This window comes from Rhizobium ecuadorense (genome assembly GCF_001187535.1).
Taxonomy (GTDB): Bacteria; Pseudomonadota; Alphaproteobacteria; order Rhizobiales; family Rhizobiaceae; genus Rhizobium; species Rhizobium ecuadorense.
Window position 1 is genome coordinate 1 of sequence record NZ_LFIO01001584.1, and the last position, 254, is coordinate 254.

Sequence of the window (254 nt, forward strand, 5' to 3'; positions counted from 1 at the left end):
GACGTTGGCCTGATCGGTGCCGCCGCGTCCGTCCGACAGCGTATAGGTGAAGCTTGCCGGACCCGAATAATTGTTGGTCGGCGTGAAGATGACGGTGCCGTTCTGCCTATTGAGCGTCACCGTCCCGTTGACGGCATTGCCGACGGCCGAAATCGTCATTGCATCGCCATTGGGATCCGTATCGTTTCCGATGAGCGAGGCGATCGAGATGACGACGCTGTCGTTGCGGGTGATGGTCAGCCCCATATCGTCGG

General features: G+C 59.8%; 1 protein-coding gene. It reads right to left on the bottom strand.

All coding sequences use genetic code 11. The annotated features are described in order from the left end of the window. A partial coding sequence (locus AF337_RS32650; RefSeq protein WP_152971289.1) for a cadherin-like domain-containing protein occupies positions 1-254 on the bottom strand: 254 nt, incomplete at both ends.